Source organism: Azospirillum fermentarium (genome assembly GCF_025961205.1).
GTDB lineage: Bacteria > Pseudomonadota > Alphaproteobacteria > Azospirillales > Azospirillaceae > Azospirillum > Azospirillum fermentarium.
In genome coordinates this window covers 809936-829147 of sequence record NZ_JAOQNH010000002.1, presented here as the reverse complement: position 1 = coordinate 829147, position 19212 = coordinate 809936, and the positions used below count along the sequence as shown (strand labels likewise).

The window sequence follows — 19212 nt, the reverse complement described above, 5'->3', positions numbered from 1 at the left end:
ATGATGTTGTGATGGGCTATTTCAGCCTATCATCTTCGTTATCAATTTTGGCGACTTCATTGAAATTATCGGTAAGGTGCGCACAGATATCGTACGAGAAACCCAGCTCAACGAAGCTGTACATGATAGACCAGAGGGTTTGCAGAAATTCGATTTCCTGTTCCTCAGTCAGATTGAATTCGGCGATTTCCGGGCGGTATTTCTCGACATCCAGATCAAAAGGCGGATTTTGCGTCAGGGTAAAATTCTTCATCGGGTTGGTTTGCGTTTCATCTCGGCTGAGCAGGTTATCTTTGCTCATAGCATTTTCCTTTCTTGCCTTACGGCAAAGTTAATGTGAAAGATTACAGAACGAGAGAAGAACAGTCAAGGAATATAATCCTATTATCTACCGTTATGGTTGTGCTCTTCTCTTGTCCAGAGTTTGGCGTTACTGGTTCGCCGGGTTGCTGATGAGCCGGTAGCGGATGCCGTTATCGGGCTGCACCGGCTGGTCGCTGGTCGGGAAGAAGCGCAGCGTCGGGCACGGCGGCGGGGTGCGGACGACGCCGTTCCAGCCGAAATAGGCGCAGGCGTTGCGGTTCTCGCTGAAGGTCACATGCGGAGTGCCGAACAGAGTGGCGACAGCGACCAGAGCGACCCAGCCGACCAGCCACAACGGCGGCACGAAGGTCAGCGAATGGGCGCGGCGCATGCGAAGGAGCCGGTTGAAATGCCCGACCAGCTCCATGGTGCCGCTCAACGCAAAGACGGCACCAATGCCCGTGGCAACCAGAGAGTCGGGCACAAGCGTCACGATCCGCCACGCAAGCGCCATGAGGAACAGGTTGACGAAGACCGAGGACGTTTCTTCAGAGCGGGTTTCCATGTCGGTTGTCTCCTTTGGGACGCGCTCCGGGACGGCCGGAGCGCTGCGTTCATTCGCCACGCAGGCTTCGCGCTTCTCAGCGCGCGCCCGTCGTCGCGGGCGATACCCGATCCGAGAATCAGAGCTTTCGGATCGGGTATCAGTCGAGGGAAGGGCGCTTGCCGAGCGGCACGGCGCCGGGCTGGTTCGCGGTGCGGGTCAGCGTGCCCGCCCCGCTAGTGCTGCGGGCATAGGCGTCGAGTTCGTGGAGCTGGCGCACGATGTCCCGCGCCTGATCCTCGAAGGCGATTTCAGCCAGGCGGGTGCGGGCCAAACCGTGATCGAGGAAAATCTCGAACGAGCGCCGGAAATAGTCCGGCTGCTGACCGTAGCCGAAGGCCCGCGCCTGTTCTTCCGCTCGCGCTTCCTCGATCCGCTCGCTGTGTTCGCGCATGGAGAACTGATGCGGCTCGGTGGTGTTGATGCTGAGCCATTCGCCGTTGACCAGCAGGCGGACACGCCCCGGCTCGAAAGCGCCGGTCAGTCTGCGGAAGCCCCTGAAGTGCCGGGTATAGCCACCGAGGAAGCGGAGAAGGAGAATCGCGATGCCCTTGGAGACGATGGCCGCGCCGCCGAAGCCGAAGATGGCGAGGACGACGCGCTTACCCAACGGCATGAGCCACGGGTCAGCCCACAGCAGGAACCACCACGGCCCCAGCAGCAAGGCGAACAGCGCCACTTGGGCAATCGGCTGGAGGTCGGCCAGCGCGTAGAGCGACTGCGGCGAGGTGTACCGGCAATCGAGCATGCGCATGCGGGCCGAGACGTTAGCGTTCGGCATGGAACTTCCCCTTGAAGAGTTCATGGGTGTCGTAGTTGCAGCGCTGGAGGATGATGGGATCGTCCCCGGCCCGGATGACCAGTTGACGGGCAAGGTGATCGTCACGGGCGAAGAAGCGGCTGACTTCTTCGAGCGTCATCAAGTCCTGAACTTCGAGCGACCAGCTTTCGCCGTTGACGCCCTGCCGCTCGCGGCTGTCCGCCGACACTTCGGAACGGCGGGTCACAATCAGCGAGGTCTTGCCGAGCCGCTTCGAAATCCATTCCAGCGTAAAGGCGTCATTGTTGCCGAAGAACTGAATGACGCCCGCATTGCCGAGGAAGGTTTCCCAACGCTCGCGGTAGAGCGCTTTCAACTGCGTCAGGTCTTGCAGGATCGGCCACAGGCGGACGCCGAACCCGGCAATCTGCCCGATGGCGTTTTCCACCGTCTGCATGTGCCCGAGGATGGCAAATTCATCGAGGCACATGAGAACCGGCGGCACCGGCTTGACGGGCACGCGCTCCATGGCCGCGAGCGCCAGATTGACGAACAGGCGCAGCCAGCGGTTACAGGTGCCGAGCCGCATCGCCGGCAGGCACAGATAGAGGGTGAGCCGCTCCCGCTTCAGATCCTCAAGATCGAAGTCATGGGCGCTGACAACCCGCTGAATGGCCTGATAGGACAGGAACTTAGCGTGCCGCCGGGCCGTCGAGAGCACCGAGCCGCGCTCTTCCTTCGGCTTGTCGAAGAAGTCGCTGGCCCCTTCCTGCACCGCGCCGAACGCCGCGTCATTGCCGAGCATTTCCGTGGCGAGCGCGTCATAGCTCGAAACCCCGTCGGCCACCGCCCCGCGCATCAACAGCCGGTGCATGGTCACGAGGTTCCGTTCGCCCTCATAGGCGTCGTGGGTGGCGACATGCAGGATGAGCGTTTCGAGCCAGTTCCGGGCGCTATCGTCCCAATGCGAATCGCCGCCGCTGGGAACCACGAGCGCGTCAGCGATCAACCCGGCATCCTCGATCAAGGTCGGGCTGTCGGGCTTCAGGATCGTCATGGGATTGAAGCCGCCCCTGTAGGCGGCAACGTGGGGGCCGGAAATCCCGAACGGATCGAGGCCGACCACCCGTTGCCCCAGCCCCTTGGCGCGGCGTTCAGCGGTGACGTTGAACAGCTCGGCCTTGGGGTCGGTCGCAAGGACGCTGCCCTCATAGTCGAGCAGCGTCGGCACGATGACGCAGCGGCCTTTCCCCGACCGGCTTCCCGCGACGGTCGCCGCGTGGCGGTCGTCGCCGAGGCTGACGCCGTGCCCGCCCATGACATGCCGCTCAACCCGGCCATCGGGCAGCTTGACGGTTTCGACGGTGCCGCCGATCACGCCCAGATGCAGCTTGCCCCCGGAACGCTTGAAGATGTCGGAGCGAATGATGGTCGCAGGGTCGCGGAACTGGGCGCGGGGCGAAATGTGGTCATCGAGCCGGGTTTCAATCCCCCCGCGACGCGGCGCACCGCGCGGGATATCATCGAGTAATTTCAAGGAAAGGCGGGTATAAGCATTCATTTCCCCACTCCTCTTTATTTTCTAAACAAAACAGTTCGTAATAAAATTTTTAATAAATCTAATATGGAAGCGCGTATCTCTCTATCCGGTTCACATATTTGTGAAACGATAAAGTAGTTCTCAGAAAATTAGAGGGGGGCGTCCCGCCATTAGTAAGGTGGTGGGACGCTTTCGATACGGCTAGGAGTCTTCGTTAGCCGGGTGTTTTGGATGAAAATAATCCCAGAGACCGATAGGGATCATATTCCAGATTTCATCGTCAGAGATAAGTGAAGGATCAAGATTATTTTTGATCCGGTAGTGGTTGATAACACTTTTCTGTTCATCATCAAGGGGCATGATTATTTCCTCTTGAAGGATTATTATCTGCCTCAGTTTGACTGCGCGTTATAACCATCCCTTAAAGTTGGTGTTTTAACTGAATTGGATTGATTTTTGCGCTGGCAACCGAGCATGCCAACACGATGGCACGCAGATCATTGCGCGTCAACGTCAAATGTTCAAACTTTCTGCGTATATTTATTTGTTCTTGGGCTGGCTATGTCGTAGGGTATACATCCTGGCGGCGGCAGCACGACGAGCAGCAGCTTGATCCGTCTCGGATAAAACTCTTTGTTTCTGGCTCAGGACTTCTGATTTCGTAGGAATGCGAATGTCTTCAGGTAATTTGTTTTTGCGCAGCCAATTAGAAAGGGCCATGTCTGCCTTGGGGGATAGCTCACGCAACAGCGGGCGTGTCAAAGCATTAGCTGCAAGCCAAGGGCCAAACCCTTCGTCATCACGCAAATAGTCAATAATATTCTCGCGATTACGAATTTCACGTTTTGGCCGTTCTGGCAAATTCAAGATTGGCAATTCTTGAGACCGAGCGGCCGAAGAAAATTCTAGCATCAAATAGCTATCGGCCTTCTCAGCTTCTTTGTCACTGCATCCGTAAATCTCTTTCAACGCGTTAATACGCTTTTGCTTTTCTGCTTCCATAGATGAAATATTATCATCAATGAAAACATAATTTCCATTATTATCTGAAGAAACGTCATTCAGATAATCATTGAAGTCACGCATTCTCTTTGGCATGTCTTGTTTCTGATATTCTTTCGTGCCATTCTCTGCAATGACTTCTTTCTTTTTCATAGTTTATTTCACCCTTAGTTCGTGCAGTGGCAGGATTGATCGGCGAGCGATTTCCAATATCCCTAAGAGCGCCGCTTGGTCTCCGAGCTTCGCTTGGATAATTATATTCCGAGATATTCGATCATCATCATATCCGGGATAGCCTCTTACTATATCTTTGTAGTAATAGCGAATTTTCTGAAAAAGATGCTCTCTAAAATGCAATCGGGTTGATTGCCCTCCCACAACAATACGATCAGGCGACATCATGAGAGTAACAGCGGCGCAAAGTTGGGCAATGTAGTAACTCATTGCATCAACTCCCCGATCCTCCGTCCAATTGTGTTCATTCATGCGTTCACGTAGGGCGCGGAGTCCTCCGAGGCCGTTCAGGCAAGCGCGATGTGATCCACAGTTCCCAAGGTGTGGATCTGGAATGGAGTCTCGTGAATACCGACTTGCTGTAAGGTGGCCTATCTCAGGATTTAGCCGACCTCGCAGAGGCTTACCATTAAAGATAATACCTGCATTAAGTCCTCTTCCTGCCTGAACATAGGCAAAGGTCGAGTGCTTTGCTCCAGCTCCAAATACATATTCGCCAAATGCTGCTGCTGTAGCATCGTTGTCGACTACGATCCGCGTGCCTTTTGATCGAAGTTCATTTGTAAGATCAATTTTCTCGATTTTCCCCAGATTAGGCCCATGCCCTGGGGTGAATTGAATAAAATTTCTGGCAGGCTCAATAGTACCAAATGTACTTATCCCAAGAATATCTGGAACGACACCGCCAAATTCATCAATAAAATCAGAGACAATAGGTATAAGAATTTTGCTAAAAAAATACTCACCTGATCCTGATTCATCGTAAGTATTTTTATCTCTCTGGATAATTCTCGGCTCTGATATTGTTTCATACTTAAAGAACAGTTTCGCATTTTTTGAATCAAAAGGTTGCTCGGAAAATTCCACTCCCCTCGCAAAAGTCAAGAAGATGTGCTGATCTTCTACCGCAACAGCGGCAATAATTTTCTCGCTGAGAATTTTGGATTTGGAGCTATTCATCGTTCTTGCTCAATTGGATCGCCAGCGGTGGAGCTTAGGGCGAATCATTCCGGACTTGATGTATTCCCAAGCCGCTAGTCCGTAAAGAAGGCTCGGGACGAGGGGGCCTTTTCCTTATCAGTGAGGCATGGGGAGGAAGGCTTGGGTATGTAGAGCGCAATCCGATGAATTGCCTATCGCTTCGTCCATATCCCTTTGTCATCGCCGCTGATCCCTATCCACATGCGTCCAAACAGTGTTTCTGATTTGAGGCAGCGTCTTCCTGTCCGTTAACGTGCCAGCAGGAAGCGGTTCGAGGCAGCCATACCCCGAGAAGGGGCGAAGTAAGGTACACAGCCTATTGCCCCAAATATACCATATTAGAACCGGCTGATTTCCGCTGTGCGCAAGATGTGTGTTGTACTACGTCCAACACGCATCTTGGCAAGGGGGGCGTCCCGCCCCCCGTTGCATCCCCCTTGGGCATCCCTAAGCGTTGCGGCCACGGAAACCATGACCGCAACGCCAACGGATGCTGTGACCTTCCCTCGGCATCGAGCCGGGGGAAGGTCATTGAACCGTATCGCCGGTTCATCACGAGCACCGCTCGCCCGGTGCATCAGCGTACGAACATATGTAACTATTGAAGCGCCCTATGCAGCGTAGCACGGCTGACGTTGAGCGTGCGGGCAACGGCGGTTTTTGTGCGTCCCGGCTGTTCAAGGAGTTGCCGGGCTTGTTCGGCCTGTTGCGGTAGCAGCTTGCGCCGCCGCCCCACTGGCTCGCCCCGTGCCTTGCGGGCCTGCATCCCGGCGCGGGTGCGTTCCGACACCAACTCGCGCTCGAACTCGGCGAAGGCGGCGAGGACGTGGAGCATGAGGCGGCCGCCGGGTGAGGTCGTGTCTATGTTGTCGTTGAGGGATAGGAAGCCGATGTCCCGTTCGCCGAGCGTCTTGATCGTCTCGACCAGATGAATGAGCGACCGGCCGAGCCGATCCAGTTTCCAAACCACCAGCACGTCACCGGGGTTGAGCGCGGCGAGCGCCCGGTCGAGGTTGGGGCGGCGCACCGCTGCGCCGGATATGCCGTGATCCTCGAACACGGATTCGCAGCCTGCGGCCAGCAGGGCGCGGCGTTGCAAGTCCAAGCTCTGGTCTTCGGTCGAAACGCGGGCGTACCCGATCCTCATACGCTGCCACTCCATAATTGCCACATATGCGTCCACGAGTAACCTTGCTGGCTACAGGGCTACCGGATATAGTGAGTTCATGTGATCGAAACGGTTCCTTTTTGAACGTTCCCGCTCATCGCCTTATCTCCTCTTCAGAACTATCAGCCTATACTATAAGAGACTAGTTAATGTTTTGCTAATACTCAGCCATAAGCTGTATCATTCAGAAGGACAGGGACGCATCATCATTCCCCACAGGTGTCCGAAAGGGAACCCTTGAGCAACAGCACCGCTCACGCTTGAAGGAGTTGGCCGACGAGGCCGCAAGCCGGGAGCTGGACAGGACGAAAAAGCTCAGGGCTGAAGAAGACGATAAAAGCAAGCTCGACGTTACAGAGATGTTCGACCTTCTCATGATGGTGTGGGAAGAGACGTTCGAGCGCGTCAATTATTTTGTGAACACCACCGCCGAGGCGACTGAGATTGCCTTGGAAAAAGCCCGGCAAAATCAGATCACTGCCGCCGAAGCCCTGAAAACTATCCAAAATCAAGCCACGGTTCTGCCCGATGGACGGCGCGTCTATAGGGATAAAGACGGCAATGCATATACGGAGGACGGAGCGCAGATTCCTGCGACCGATGCAGCTCGGATCAAATGGGCTGAGGGTTCTCCATCGTGGGAAAGCTACCAAGCCGCCAACGAAGCCAACGAACAAGCCCGCCTGAGCGTCGAGGAGATCGAGCGCTTCCAGCAGCGCCTTCAGGCCACACAGGCCCTGTTGAGCAAGGCAAAGCCCGAGAGCCTCAGTCAGGAAGAGCTTGAGCGGTTAGAAAGTGACCTCGACCGGGATACCCCTGCCGCCGTTCGGAAGGAACGTGACCGGCTGATGTCTGAACGGCCAGAACCAGAGGCGCGAGCCGTAAGGGACGCCCGCGCGGACGATGACCTTTCGGTTTCCAGCGTGAACCTCACCCCGACCGCCGCCCCGAGGGTGGCGATGCCTTCACTGTCGACCCATCCATAGGGGATGACCTTCCATGAAACTCGATCATCTTTGCGCCCTTGTCGGCGTGCTGGCGTTCGGCCTTGCCGGTGCCGCACCGGCCCAGACTGGCAAGCAGCTCATCGACCTCCCGGCCCCGCAGCAGACCAGCTATCTGGGGCAGGTGGTTGCCGCCATCGCCCGGCATTTTCAGGAAACGGACGGCACGACGGTTCGCTCGAACTGCGTCACCCGCTGGTACGGCCAAGACCCGGCAGCGGGCAATACCGCCATCTTCCGCAACGCGACCAAGTTCCCCGACGAGGACCCCGCCCGCATCGTCATGGCGATGATGGAGAAGCGCTGCGGGGCGAACAAGGACGAGGGGATGAGGCTCCTGCGTGAGCGGGTGGCGAACAAGGCCGATCTGCTGGACGAGGCGACGCGACGCGCCAAGGAGCAGGCCGAGCGCGACCAGTCCAGCGCCGACGCCAATCTCAAGGCCGTGCAGGCGCGGGCATGGCGGCTGCCGGACGGTCGGCGGATTTACCAGACACAGGACGGAAGCGGTTGGCGGTTCGAGGACGGAAGCGCCGTTCCCGCCGGGCTGGTCACGACGCGCGTTCCGCCTCCGTAGGCCGCACCCATCCAGTTAACCAATTTCCAGTTAATCCAGCTTCACCGGAGCTATCAGCAAAATGAAGATGATCGAGCGCGTTCGCCCTTCGCGTTATCGCCTGAAGCCTGCTGCGCCGGTTCAGCCGGGCAGCATGGCGCGCCTTCTCATGAGTGGGTTGGTCTGTCTCGGGCTGGCGGGCTGCGGCAATGGCCTGTCGGATTCGGTGATCAAGAACGCGGTCAAAGATCATCTCATGTCGAAAGGCAAGGTTCGGCACTGTCTGCCACAGGCGAAGATCAAGGAAACCAACAGGCCGGATCGCTTCGTGCTTGCCGAAGAGATGTTCATGAACTGGGAGGCGGAAGACGGCCTAATCATCGGCATTCTGCTGAGTGGTGGGTACGTCAACATTTATCAGGGCGGCTATCCCGGCGAGAGCGTGTTCAAGGGAGCGCCTGCCGGCAAACCGGGCGCGCTTTATGAGCCCAAATCCCGAGATGAGCTGTGGACCATCTTCGAGGAAATCCGCCGGAACGGCGCGGTGACTGTCCTGACGGACAAGGGGAAAAGCGCGGGTGTGTGGAAGGAGGGAACAGCTTGCCTGACGGGGCAATGGCTGTTTCAGGAGGTGATGAACTACACCGACCCAGCGCCGGACAAGGACGGCAAGATCGTCTCTCATATTAATGTCAAGCTGAAGCTCGATTTCACTATGGTTGCCGCCCAGCCGATTGAAAACAAATACGGCAATGATCTGACAAAGGACTTTGAAATCAAGGGTGTGAAGTATTCGGACGGTTGGCGCTTCTATGAGCTGGTTTCTGGTTAGCAGCCTTCTGAAACTCAGTCTTTCTCTTCCGCGCAGCAATAAAATTGGAGGGCTGGTTATGCTCAAGCAGCGGCTTGTCTGGAAAACCACGAGGACGTATCGGAACAACGGAACGACGGCTCCATATGATGATAATACCTACCCGGAATTAGAGTATTATGATGATGGGACACCATCTAACTCACAGGGCGGCTTGCTGGAGCTTTTATTCGCGGGCATATTCGTAACTATAATAATGCCCATACTTTCTGGCGTGTATCTATGGTACGTCGGGGTTTTGGTCCATCCCAAACCCGCAAGCTCGGAGACTTGGAGCACCTTAGCCAGTTCATCGAATTTCTTTTACAATTATGCGGCTTATATAGCGGCTGTCTCGTTAAAGTTCATAGTTTGGGATATCCCTGTTTTCTTCTATGAAATAGTGTATTCGGTTATGAATTATGCATTTGCGATGAAAACTGAGATTGGAAAATTGGGTGCCCAGATTGGAAGCCTCTTTATTACGCTCGGAGCGATTGCATACTTTTGCGGTTTTGCAGGGATGGTTTCTCTATATGGTGCGTTTTACATGGTGACAGAACGTACAAAGCTCACGATCTGCCTTCTTGGGACGCTGCTGTTCGCATTCTTGATTTTTCCCGGCCTTGCCGGATTGTGCGGCTGGTTCGGTGTGCTTGTCTACCGGTCTTTGTAACCGTCGTCCCCGCCCGCCGAAGTGCCCCCATATGGCTGGCTAAGGCAAGGGCGGGGTATCCATGCAAGCCCCACTTTCGTTCCTCCCAGCGGTAGGTGCTAATGTTTCTTTAGCTAAGGCCAAGCTAAAAAGGTATGAGCTATCTCAACTACGTAGCCTGGAATACAAGTATGTGTCGTATGGAAGCGAACAGGTCGGCCATTTACAACAGGAACATCCCGTTCGGACTGTAGCCCAACGGTGGCGGATCGAAGTGCCAAAATCCTTTTGACGCCACGCCTTGCCACATCCGTTTTTGCATTCATAACGTATCCGAGCATCATCGCCAATGGCAGTCCATTGGAATACTGGCCGGTTACGAATCGCATCAGCCCTTCATCGACATATTGGCCGACTAAGGCGCGCACTCCTGTCTTGTAAGGAACGTTCAGCCGTTTGCATTCGCAGGCTAAATAGACATCCTCATCATCACCGATGGTTAAGACAAAGTCGATATTACTTGGCGACGATACGTTCCCACTGTCATCTTCTGCTAATAATGTATACTGATAGATGATCCGTCCCGGCATCCGTTTCGTTCGGATCAACGATTTAACAAGATGTTCAGTGATATGATCTTCATGCGTCATTGCATCCTTTTTAGATTGAAGCGGCGCAATACAGACGGGCCAAGCGGCCTCGACCGCATCGGCGACTCGCTCTTCAAGGCCTCGAAATTGAGGGAGCCATGCATTTAGATCACCAGTCAGCATATTCATCACCACTCTGACCATGGCGAGCAACAGCCGCTGCAAATTCGGCTGCAATCTGTTCTGCGTCTGCCAACGCTGTCGATCTCAACCAGTGTCGAAGCTGCATTGGTTTAACCAGATACATGTCACTTCCGATCACAAAGCGCAGGTCCGGTACCAGCTGCACGTTGCCCGGCAAGCGTATTGGCAGATTGGATTGAATCGACTGAAGGAATTCTCCTACCTCGGGAGACACTTCCTCCTTGTATTCGCCATCTCCGTCGGCAATAGTTAGCTTCAAAATCGCAATATCTCCGGATCGAGCAGCAAGCGATGCTTGGATCGGTTGTCGAAAACATGGCTCGAGGGCGTTACGAAGCATGGCTGCATAATCGGCACGGTGCTCATATCTACTGTTCGCCCAGATTTTCTGTAGCCCCGCGCTGCGCCGTGGTTGCATCGCTGGAATGATGTATTGGAAAGTATCCTCAATCAGCGCAATTTCACGCGTGTCGAAACCGTAGTATTCGAACACTAGACTATCAATTTCATCAAAAGGGTCGTATTGCAGCGAAAAAAATTCGTCTGCCTTTGCAATTTCTTGATCGATCAGTTGGATAATTTTCTCTTCGGCAATTGCAGCCCTCTTGGGATCGGGCATGTTCTCCGGCTTGTCAAACGGTAGCTTCAACAATTCGCCTTGATGAACCTTCGCGCGGTCAGCACCAAAGTTAGCAGTATCATGGAAATAAATCCAGGCCGCCAAACTGCTGTTCAGGACAGCCGTCAATACTTTCGCTGTGCGTCTTTCCGTTTTAGGAAAAGCAATAGCTTGGATTGAATCTTGAAATACCATATTTTGTTCACAATAAGTGGCGCGAACTCGACCAATAGAGCGCTCGACACCCTGCGGGATCAAGATGTGCGGGCCGATAAAACCTTCGATAAAGCCCGCGCGATGAACGATTGAGCTTGACCAAGGAGCAGCTTCAATCGTCGGCATAGCTATCGGTCGGAAAGCACGGGCATTTAGGAATGGAAACTGGGTGACGACTTCCGCTGTCGTAGTGTCGTACTTAGGATCGCTCATTCGATCTTCCTGGGCAGGCTTAAAGCCCTGCCCAATTACCCAATCCACCTTCCGATCAACCGTGGCATTAGCCTTACGAACGTCCTTGTATTCCTTAATGAAGGTGTTCAGTGCGGGGATGGTCTGCAAATACTGAAGTAGTGTTTCTTCCGGACCACGCGTCCACAGCCGCCGCTTGAACAGCGAAGGATCTTTGCCGACCAAATCCGAACGAAATCGAAGGCGATCAGCGCGTGACAAAGTCATCAGTCGCTTGAGACGCAAATTAAGATCGGCTTTCGGAACCCAATACTCGAATCGATAGTGATCTTGTTTGCTCTTCGCTGGCGCATACAGAACAAGCGCTGTCGGCCGCTGCGCACCATCAAACAACTGGAAACAAAGATCTGAGAGATTTACGATTCGCCGGACCCTAGTGTCACGAAGAAGTCGACGGCGTGCCTCCTGAGCCTCTCTCGAGGTATTATGGAGAACTCCCATAGCTGGCAATAGAAAAGCAACAAGACCATCTGTCTTGACAACCTTCAATGCCTTCCAGACAAAACCCCAAGCAATATCTTTGGCAGGGTCAGGATATCCGTTCGTCTTTGCCCATGTCTGAGCGGTTGTAACTTGTCCGCTCCGTCCCTTCCAAGGCGGATTTCCGACGACAGCATCGAACTTCGGCAAATCCGCAACTGCAAAGAAATCCGACGCCGGGAGCAGTGTGTCACCGTAGAGCGACGGCAAAAGCTTCCCGGCTTTCAGAAGCGCAGGTAGATCGGGCGGGTTAGATTGCTCAAGCAATGCGATGTAGAGTGAGAAGGCGGCCACGCGTACAGCAGAGGGATTGATGTCTCCCCCATGCAATCGCTGCGCAATTAACTTCAATTCATTCCATTGGGCATGCTGTTTATTTCTGCTGCGGCAATGATATGAGACAAGGCGCTGAAACAGCCGGACAAGAAAAATCCCCGAACCGCATGCCGGATCGCAGAAGATGCCCTTTGTCCTTTGCTCATCAGACAAATCATCCCAGAGCTGATTGACAACGGCATCTGCCAAGAACATCGGAGTGTAGAAAGCGCCATCGGCACTTTTCTTTTCAGCCTCTTCCTTCAGAAAACGATCATAGACCGCACTGATGAGGCCAATCGACATGTATTGAAAGTCGTAACCCCACAGACGGAGCTGTCCAGAAGCCATCTCCTCCCGTCCATGCCGGAAGCGTGCCAACGTTCGCAGATGTCGCACCGTTAGTTTTGGTGGTGTTCCATCACCTGTCTCAAACGCACAAGGGGCGTTGAACAGATTGCCGTTGAAAGCATCTTTCAGCCATATGAAGAGCTTTTCGAAATGGGCAGGTGAATCCGCCTCCAGCATCTCCGCGAGGCTGGAGCATTTTTTCTCGGAAGCGTCTTGGAATACCGCTTCTTTGATAATCTTGCGATCTTCCAGATAGGCGATGAACATCGTCTGCATCAGGAGCGCCTGGGCAGCCTCGTTGCCAAGGTCGCCACGCATGTCCCGGAATGCTTCCAACAGATTCGACAGCAGTACGCTATCGACGCGATCATCTGGGTCGAAATATTTGTCGTTCTCGAACCAAAACCGTCCTGACTCTGTAGAGTCGATCAACTCACGGAGTTTCAGTGCATCGGATAGAATTGATAGCGTCATGATCAAGCGAGGATCATTTCGCTGACCTAACTCGCGCTGGAATGGCCTCTGAACGAGCGAATAGGCGACAAGTTCATCCTCCTTTAGAACGAGTAACAGGCTCATAAGGCCCTGATTCCAGAGAACCCGGTGTAGTTCGTCAATCCGGTCGAGCGAAACATCCGGCTCGTTCAGGAATCCGACTGTAGGGACGCCCTCAATGCAAAATACAGCAGCTAGTCCGAGATCGGTCAGTGCAAAGCGGATTGCATCTGAGTGCGGCCCCGGTTCCACCTCGGAAAGAGATGTGTAAAACTCGGGTGCCATCCGGCGCTCAAGAGCAAGAGCCTCCTGCCAGTGCGAAGCAAAGCTATTCGCCACGCTTCGCCTCCTCTCGCTTCATGGGATAGGTGCGTGTACCGCACAGATCGGAACGCATCAAGAACAATTTGACCCTTGACCAGCGGCAGGTCATTTTTTCAGCTCCAGCATTCCTTGGGGATTGCCAGCGAACTTGCCTAACTTGGCGCCCCCACGAGGCTTTTTCCTCCCGAGTTCAAGGCGCTCGAAAATAGGAGCGTAGTCAATATCCCGACTCGCCATTTCGGCAAGCAGGCTCGCGATCACTGCGAGATGGACTGGGACATCGCCTTTCTTCTTGTTATTGGAAACGGAATTTGGCTGCATGCTCATAAGTTCTGCGAAGCGTCGGACACTGAGGCCCGCCTTATTAAGTTCGGTGATGAAGTCGTCGTATGTCACAGCGTTATTCATCCATGGCTTCATGAGCCTAACACATAAAATTATGTGTTAGCAATCGCATTCTTACGTGATGATCTTCATAGTTATACCTTAGACAATGAAGAAGAATTTTAGCTGTACCATCTTAGTTTCTGTGGAGCTCGAGTACGAGCAAGTATCCGCAGCAATGGCTCGGTGTGCTTGCCTATCGGCCTTTGTAACCGTCGTCCCCGCCTGCCGGAGCGCCCCCACATGGCTGGCGAAGGGCTGGGCGGGCTTCTGTGTAGACGCTCCCTGTTCCTCCCCATGTCGGAGCTGATGAAGGCTTCGCCTCTGTCTCCTTGAGTAGGAGAGGGACTGCGCCCCTGCCGGTGTAAAGCCTTTCCCGCCATGCAGGCGGACAGCCAGGTATCCCCAACCTTCCTCCCTGCGGTCGTGCAGGCCGGGCGATTCCCCTCCCGGCTATCCGGGCTTGACCCCGGACTCCCCGCTCCCCGGCGCGGGCCTCGCTTCGGGTTGCATGTGCAACCCAAACATGAGGAAAGGGGAAAGAAAATGTCTAACCATGAAAGAGCCGACGCCTATACCCGCATCACCAACCGCATCATCGCCGATCTTGAACAGGGGGTTCGCCCTTGGTTCAAGCCATGGAGTGCGGAACATGCCGCTGGGCGGATCGTCAGGCCGCTCAGGCACAACGGCACGCCGTACCGTGGAATCAACACGCTTATGCTGTGGAACGATGCTACGGATAAGGGCTTTATCTGCCCGATCTGGATGACCTACCAGCAGGCCCAGCAGCTCGGCGGGCAAGTCCGGAAGGGCGAAGCCGGGTCGCTGGTGGTGTTCGCCGACCGTTTCACCCGCACCGAAACTACGGAAACAGGGGACGAGATCGAGCGGGAAATCCCGTTCATGAAAGGCTATACCGTCTTCAACTGCGAGCAGATCGACGGCTTGCCCGAGCAGTATCGAGCCGTTGCGGCGCCGGTCCCTGACCCGATGAAGCGGATCGAGCAGGCGGAACGCTTCTTCGCCGGGACCGGGGCCGACATTCGGCATGGCGGCAACCGCGCCTATTACGCCGCCCAGCCCGACTATGTGCAGATGCCGGAGTTCGTCACCTTCCGGGACGCCGAGAGCTATTATGCGACGCTTGCCCATGAAACGACCCATTGGACGAAACACCCATCCCGGCTGAACCGCGATCTCGGCCGCAAGCGCTGGGGCGATGAAGGCTACGCAGCCGAAGAGCTGGTCGCCGAGCTTGGTTCGGCCTTTCTGTCTGCCGACCTCGGCATTGTGCCGGACGTGCGGGACGATCACGCCGCCTATATAGCGTCATGGCTCAAGGTGCTGAAGGATGATAAACGGGCGATCTTCACCGCCGCCGCAGAGGCTCAGCGCGCAGTCGATTACCTGCATGGGCTGCAATAGGAAGCAGCCAGAGGATCAGGCTAGCGCGGCAGGCTTGCTGCGTCAGCCTGTTTTCTTATAAGATTTTAGCATATTTTTCCGGGGGATAGACATGAATAAGCCGTTTGATTTTATTGCGCCAATTGCAAATTTCGCAAAAGAGAGCGGCATTCCTCTGAATTCTACAGAATTCATCTCCAGTTTCATGGAAAATGCAGAAAATAAAGTCAAAGAAGCGCTTGATGATAAAACTCTCTTGTACGGTAATCGCGTAGAAAGCCTTTTTGAAGCAACTGTAATTAGTCTTGGGAAATACAATTTATTTAAAACTGAGGATATTGGAAGAGTTCATTCCTCAAATCAACTTCGCGCCCCAGATTTCCGAATCGTGCTTAATGATGGAGATCAATGGCTAGTCGAGGTAAAAAGTGTCTTTTGTAGGGATCCGCTTAGGCAGAAAGCGAAACTAACGCCAGCATACTTAAATAGTATTCAATCATACGCCGATCTTGTGAAGGTTCCGTTAAAGATAGCTTTCTTTTGGTCAAAATGGAATTTTTGGACGCTGATTTCGCCAGAACAGTTCAAAACAAAAAATGGCGGTTTAGTAATTACAATGGGTGATGCCATGAAGGCAAACCTAATGGGAAAACTTGGTGATGTTCATATAGGGACGATTGCTCCTCTCAGGCTGAGATTTGAGGCGGATCAAGAAAAATCTGTTTGTTTATATGACGATGGAAAGGCAGAATTTACAATTCAAGCAGTTAAGATATTCAGCGATACTACAGAACTCACGGATTCTAGAGACCAAAAATTGGCTTGGATCTTGATGCATTATGGTGATTGGGTGACCGATGGGGCTCGTGCAATTAGAAGTGAGGATGTTTTCCAAGGAATTGAATTCTGTGCGTATCCTCAAGAAATCTCTGAAGAAGGTTTTAATTTTGTGGGAATAGCAAGCAGAATATTTTCTAATTATTTTACTCATAGAACAGTGGAAGGCGATCAAGTTATTCAACTTAAAGGGGAAGCAGCTCCTGAGTGGTTTTCTCCTCTTTCGGAGTGGGATTTTAAGAATAGTAAATTACCTCTCTGGCTAGTGAAGCAAATTGTAGCTTAATACATATTTTGAATGCAAAAAATCTGTAATAACATTTTTTGACAATGAAATTGGAAGGCCGTGCCACCTTTCAAGATAGGCTATGATTTTCGCTTGAGCGACGGCTGTGGGTAATTGGCCTGCCTACGCCGCCATGTGAAGGGCACTTCGGCAGGCCAATTACCCACAGCCCATTGCGTTGTTTTTCGCACTATTTTGGTTCTCGCCGCCTGCCGCGCCCTTCGCTGCGGGTATTCTCGCTGGTGCGGTCAGCGTTTAGCTGAATCGGTGGCCTTTCTTTCTCCGCAGCGGAACGGGATGGTTCCTGAACTGGCGTCTGCTGCTGGCCCTGTGTCTGGGTAAGCTGAGCTACATCCCGGTATAGCTCTTTCATGTTCTGATCATATGCGCTCTTGGCTTCCCGGATATCACGCTGGAGGGTGCGGCGGTCGGCCAGTTGCTTGGCGATCAACGATTCCTTTTCCCCTTGGTCGCGCAGGCGGGCTTGCTGTGCCTGCTGTTCATTCTCCCGCTTGATCTTGCCATAGCGCCCGGTGAACCTCTGCCATAGCCCTCGCATCCCTGTGTGTAGCCGCGCAGCCCGTTCCTTGGTTTCCCGCACCCGGCGTTGCTCTTGTTGTTCCTTGAGCTTCTGCCGTTCGGCCCGCTGCTGGCTGACCACCTCCCGGCGCTTGAGCGCCAGCCCGGTGCTTTGCTCGGCGAAGGCGCGTTCAGCGGTGCGGATGTCCGCCCGTATTGCCTCGGTCATCTTCTGGGTGATGGTCGCCTTGACCTGTTCGACCGAAGGCAGCTTGGCCGAGTCGCCCAGCCGCGCATTCACCGTCTTGGTCGGCGTCCCGACCGTGCGGGCGACGCTGTAGACCTCGCCCCGGAAATCGACCGCGACGAAGCCGCGTCGGTCGCCCTGCGCCAGCCAGAAGCCTTTCTCTTCCAGCGCCCGCGAGAACGACGCCAGCGAGTCGGACGCGGCCCAACTCTGCTGGAACAGGCTCTTGATCGTCTTGGGATCAAGGCCCGCCCGTTTCGCCTGCTGCCATTGCTCGCGGGTGAAGTTGAGCGACGAGCGGTCGCGCTGGTCAACCAGTCCCTCAGGCATCCGCCAGTTATGCTTGACGTAGAGGGCGCGGGAGATATCCCGCAGCTTCATCTTGAAGTGCGGCAGGTTGACTGCCGTCATGGTATCGGCCTTGATCCGCGACCAGACGCAGTGAGCATGCCGCCGTCCTTCCTTTTCATGGAAGACGATAGCGCGAGGCTGACCGATCAGGCCGAGTTCCTTTTCCACCGTGCGGATAGCGTCCTTGAACGCCTTTTCAGGCACGTCAGCCGTCTGCGGGGGATTGAGGCTCAACGAGAAAAGGAACTGGCGGCATCTTGTCCCCTTGCTCAGGGCATAGGCTTCCTGAAACGCGCCGCGCAGATCGTCGGCGACGAAGCCGCGCAACTCATGGACTTCGACATGCTCATTCTGATCGAGGCGCAGCAGGTGGCGAGCAAGCTCGCCACCGCCGCCCCGCTGACTGGCCTTGAGGATCACGGCGTCTCCGCTGGCAAGCCGAGCGCCCGAAGCAGTTCCGCCCGCATCCGCTGGACATCGGCGCAGGCATCGCGGATTGCCTGTTCCGAGTCGGGCGTCACCTCCAGCGTGCCGGTGTTCACCGCCTTGGCAAGCTGGTTCAGGTTACTTGCCAGCTTCGATTGGCCTAGCGCTCCCAGCACTCGGCCAAGCGCTTCGTGGTCCTGCACCGGGGCACGGCGATGACGGCGTGAATAGGTCACGTCGTCACCGAGAATGCGCCTGCGGATGTAACAGCCGAGCGGTTCGGCACCCGCTGCCACCGCAAGCGCCGCCCGTTCCTCGAACGTCAGACGGAGCGAGAACGGGGCAGGGGTTTTGCCACGCTGTTTCCGCTTTGCCCCCGCCTGTTCAGACGCGGGGGCGCTGCCAAAGGGCATGGCATGGATACGGACGTCTCTTACGGGCATGGCGGCACCAGCCGGTCAGACGCCTTGCGATGCTCCAGATAGGTGTTCCATTCCGTCAGAGTCTCGAACAACTCGTTCGAAATGGTGCTATCTATGGACGCCACATCCGGTCAATGACCGGATGTTTTGGCCTGATCGATCCGCTTGGATAGCCTTCCCATGCTGGACAGTTTCCTGCTCGCCTTCCCGGCTTTGTTCTCCATCGTCAATCCGCTGGCCATGGCCCTGATCTTCAGTCAGGTCACGGCGGGCCGCACGCCGCGTGAACGCGCGCAGCTTGCCCGGCTGGTGGCGGTCTATTCCGCGGTGGTGATGCTCACGGCCCTGTGGGCCGGTGCCTATGTTCTGAATTTCTTCGGGATTTCCCTGGCCGCGCTGCGGATCGCCGGCGGCTTCGTGGTCGCCGAGCGCGCGTGGGCGCTGCTGACCGCCCCCGAAGCGCACGAGGCGCGCAAGCAGGAACAGGCGGCCCCGGCGGGCACGGTGCAGGAATCCGCGTTCTTTCCCCTGACCATTCCGTTCACCACCGGGCCGGGCACCATTTCGGTGGCCATCGCCCTGGGCGCCACGCGCCCGTCGAACACGGCGGCCCTGGGTGAATTCTTCATCGGCATGTCGGCGGCGGCGGTGGCGATTGCGGTGCTGATCTGGCTGTCCTACCGCTCCGCCGACCGGCTGGTGGCGCTGCTGGGCCAGACCCGCGCCCACATCCTGACGCGCCTGTTCGCCTTCCTGCTGTTCTGCGTCGGCGTGCAGATCCTGGTCAATGGGGTGCTGGGCGCCGTGGAGCCGCTGCTGAAGCCCTGAGC

The 19212-nt window shown here is 55.2% G+C and carries 20 protein-coding genes; 7 read left to right on the top strand and 13 right to left on the bottom strand.

Annotation, left to right across the window (positions count from 1 at the left end; translation table 11 throughout):
• Positions 1 to 16: 16 nt before the first annotated feature.
• From M2352_RS18545 to M2352_RS18510, 8 genes are all read right to left on the bottom strand, one after another.
• Positions 17 to 301, bottom strand: a complete 285-nt coding sequence (locus M2352_RS18545) for a hypothetical protein (protein WP_264665991.1) — start codon at positions 299 to 301, stop codon at positions 17 to 19.
• A gap of 129 nt (positions 302 to 430) precedes the next feature.
• Complete coding sequence (locus M2352_RS18540; RefSeq protein ID WP_264665990.1) at positions 431 to 868, bottom strand: hypothetical protein; 438 nt, start codon at positions 866 to 868, stop codon at positions 431 to 433.
• Between the two features lie 139 nt (positions 869 to 1007).
• Positions 1008 to 1688 (bottom strand): hypothetical protein, encoded by a 681-nt coding sequence (locus M2352_RS18535; RefSeq protein ID WP_264665989.1) that lies wholly within the window; start codon positions 1686 to 1688, stop codon positions 1008 to 1010.
• Positions 1675 to 3228: a type IV secretory system conjugative DNA transfer family protein gene (locus tag M2352_RS18530; RefSeq protein WP_264665988.1), complete on the bottom strand. Its 1554-nt coding sequence runs from the start codon at positions 3226 to 3228 to the stop codon at positions 1675 to 1677. Before M2352_RS18530 ends, M2352_RS18535 begins: the two co-directional genes overlap by 14 nt.
• Positions 3229 to 3408: 180 nt before the next feature.
• Positions 3409 to 3567 carry a hypothetical protein gene (locus M2352_RS18525; protein WP_264665987.1) on the bottom strand — a complete coding sequence of 53 codons (159 nt, stop codon included), beginning with the start codon at positions 3565 to 3567 and terminating at the stop codon, positions 3409 to 3411.
• Positions 3568 to 3747: 180 nt separating this feature from the next.
• A complete protein-coding gene (locus M2352_RS18520) occupies positions 3748 to 4362 on the bottom strand; it encodes a hypothetical protein (protein WP_264665986.1) in 615 nt (204 codons plus the stop codon).
• Between the two features lie 3 nt (positions 4363 to 4365).
• Positions 4366 to 5403, bottom strand: coding sequence for an ROK family protein (locus M2352_RS18515; RefSeq protein WP_264665985.1), 1038 nt, complete (start codon positions 5401 to 5403; stop codon positions 4366 to 4368).
• Between the two features lie 619 nt (positions 5404 to 6022).
• The gene (locus tag M2352_RS18510; protein WP_264665984.1) at positions 6023 to 6571 is read right to left on the bottom strand and encodes a recombinase family protein; all 549 of its coding nucleotides are present in this window, start codon (positions 6569 to 6571) and stop codon (positions 6023 to 6025) included.
• A gap of 290 nt (positions 6572 to 6861) precedes the next feature.
• Between M2352_RS18510 and M2352_RS18505 the strand changes: the two genes are divergently transcribed.
• The 4 genes from M2352_RS18505 (at position 6862) to M2352_RS18490 (ending at position 9678) form a co-directional block, all read left to right on the top strand.
• The gene (locus M2352_RS18505) at positions 6862 to 7578 is read left to right on the top strand and encodes a hypothetical protein (RefSeq protein ID WP_264665983.1); all 717 of its coding nucleotides are present in this window, start codon (positions 6862 to 6864) and stop codon (positions 7576 to 7578) included.
• A gap of 13 nt (positions 7579 to 7591) precedes the next feature.
• On the top strand, positions 7592 to 8173 hold the full coding sequence (locus tag M2352_RS18500) for a hypothetical protein (protein ID WP_264665982.1): 582 nt from the start codon (positions 7592 to 7594) through the stop codon (positions 8171 to 8173).
• 61 nt (positions 8174 to 8234) lie between these two features.
• Positions 8235 to 8984: a hypothetical protein gene (locus tag M2352_RS18495; protein WP_264665981.1), complete on the top strand. Its 750-nt coding sequence runs from the start codon at positions 8235 to 8237 to the stop codon at positions 8982 to 8984.
• The gene (locus M2352_RS18490; RefSeq protein ID WP_264665980.1) at positions 8965 to 9678 is read left to right on the top strand and encodes a hypothetical protein; all 714 of its coding nucleotides are present in this window, start codon (positions 8965 to 8967) and stop codon (positions 9676 to 9678) included. The genes M2352_RS18495 and M2352_RS18490 overlap by 20 nt, the downstream gene beginning before the upstream one ends.
• Before the next feature lie 113 nt (positions 9679 to 9791).
• Here the strand turns inward: M2352_RS18490 and M2352_RS18485 are convergent, their stop codons facing one another.
• From M2352_RS18485 to M2352_RS18475, 3 genes are all read right to left on the bottom strand, one after another.
• On the bottom strand, positions 9792 to 10436 hold the full coding sequence (locus tag M2352_RS18485; protein ID WP_264665979.1) for a hypothetical protein: 645 nt from the start codon (positions 10434 to 10436) through the stop codon (positions 9792 to 9794).
• Positions 10417 to 13518, bottom strand: a complete 3102-nt coding sequence (locus M2352_RS18480) for an HsdM family class I SAM-dependent methyltransferase (protein WP_264665978.1) — start codon at positions 13516 to 13518, stop codon at positions 10417 to 10419. The genes M2352_RS18485 and M2352_RS18480 overlap by 20 nt, the downstream gene beginning before the upstream one ends.
• Positions 13519 to 13608: 90 nt before the next feature.
• Positions 13609 to 13899 carry an XRE family transcriptional regulator gene (locus M2352_RS18475; RefSeq protein WP_264665977.1) on the bottom strand — a complete coding sequence of 97 codons (291 nt, stop codon included), beginning with the start codon at positions 13897 to 13899 and terminating at the stop codon, positions 13609 to 13611.
• A 534-nt stretch (positions 13900 to 14433) separates the two neighbouring features.
• On the opposite strand from M2352_RS18475, the gene M2352_RS18470 reads away from it, so the two are divergent.
• Both M2352_RS18470 and M2352_RS18465 read left to right on the top strand, forming a co-directional pair.
• The gene (locus M2352_RS18470; RefSeq protein WP_264665976.1) at positions 14434 to 15315 is read left to right on the top strand and encodes an ArdC family protein; all 882 of its coding nucleotides are present in this window, start codon (positions 14434 to 14436) and stop codon (positions 15313 to 15315) included.
• Positions 15316 to 15406: 91 nt separating this feature from the next.
• On the top strand, positions 15407 to 16417 hold the full coding sequence (locus M2352_RS18465) for a hypothetical protein (RefSeq protein ID WP_264665975.1): 1011 nt from the start codon (positions 15407 to 15409) through the stop codon (positions 16415 to 16417).
• A gap of 190 nt (positions 16418 to 16607) precedes the next feature.
• On the opposite strand, the gene M2352_RS18460 is transcribed toward M2352_RS18465, so the two are convergent.
• Both M2352_RS18460 and M2352_RS18455 read right to left on the bottom strand, forming a co-directional pair.
• Entirely contained in the window at positions 16608 to 17954 is a 1347-nt protein-coding gene (locus M2352_RS18460) for a relaxase/mobilization nuclease domain-containing protein (RefSeq protein WP_264665974.1), read from the bottom strand.
• Complete coding sequence (locus tag M2352_RS18455) at positions 17951 to 18373, bottom strand: hypothetical protein (RefSeq protein ID WP_264665973.1); 423 nt, start codon at positions 18371 to 18373, stop codon at positions 17951 to 17953. Before M2352_RS18455 ends, M2352_RS18460 begins: the two co-directional genes overlap by 4 nt.
• Before the next feature lie 189 nt (positions 18374 to 18562).
• Between M2352_RS18455 and M2352_RS18450 the strand changes: the two genes are divergently transcribed.
• Complete coding sequence (locus M2352_RS18450; RefSeq protein ID WP_264665972.1) at positions 18563 to 19210, top strand: MarC family protein; 648 nt, start codon at positions 18563 to 18565, stop codon at positions 19208 to 19210.
• Positions 19211 to 19212: the final 2 nt, after the last annotated feature.